1 protein-coding gene is annotated in these 680 nt (G+C 41.8%); it reads right to left on the bottom strand.

The genetic code is table 11. The features are described from left to right. Window positions 1–61 precede the first annotated feature (61 nt). On the bottom strand, window positions 62–680 hold a 619-nt coding region (gene tnpC / locus LMF89_RS25445; protein WP_229537596.1), incomplete at its 5' end, for an IS66 family transposase.

Below are 680 nucleotides of genomic sequence, written 5' to 3'. Positions count from 1 at the left end.
GTAAGCGTCAAACAAGAAAGTGGATAAAAAAAGAACAAAATTTGATGTATACTAGGAATCATCAAGTTTTGTTCTTTTTGCATCTTTTTTGAATCTGCGAATTCCAAGGAAGATAATCTTCTAGAATTTTAGGATATTGCCTAAACGGAAGTCCGGGTAAATCCTGGAGAAGGAACTCTAAGTAGCTATATGGGCTTAGTCCGTTGGCTTTCGCAGTTTCGATTAGACTGTATACGGCAGCGCTTGCAGCAGCTCCTTTAGGACTACCGCTAAACAGCCAGTTTTTGCGGCCAATGGTAAAGGGACGTATGCTGTTTTCCGCTAGATTGTTGGAAATGGAGCAGTGCCCATCTTTTAAATAATTCATCAGACCGTCTTTTTGATTTTGCGCATAATTTAGTGCTTCACCGATTGCTGACTTTGGCGGCACTTGCCGCCGAAGAGAATCAGCCCATGCCCAAAAGGCCTCTAAAATAGGAATTTCCTGTTTCAGACGCTTTTCTTTACGCTTATCAATCGAGTCATTCTGAAGAGACTTTTCGATTGCAAATAATTGATTGCAAAAAGCAATACCTTGGCTTGCCATAGCAGCTTCTGGATCCTTTGTATCCTTAGGAAGGATATCAACAAATTTCCTGCGAACATGCGCCCAGCATAAACAACGGGTGATCTTCGGCACT

It is taken from the genome of Pelosinus baikalensis (genome assembly GCF_020819555.1).
GTDB classification, from domain to species: domain Bacteria; phylum Bacillota; class Negativicutes; order DSM-13327; family DSM-13327; genus Pelosinus; species Pelosinus baikalensis.
Note: the sequence above shows the minus strand (reverse complement) of the source record. Positions and strands in the feature narration are given on the sequence as shown.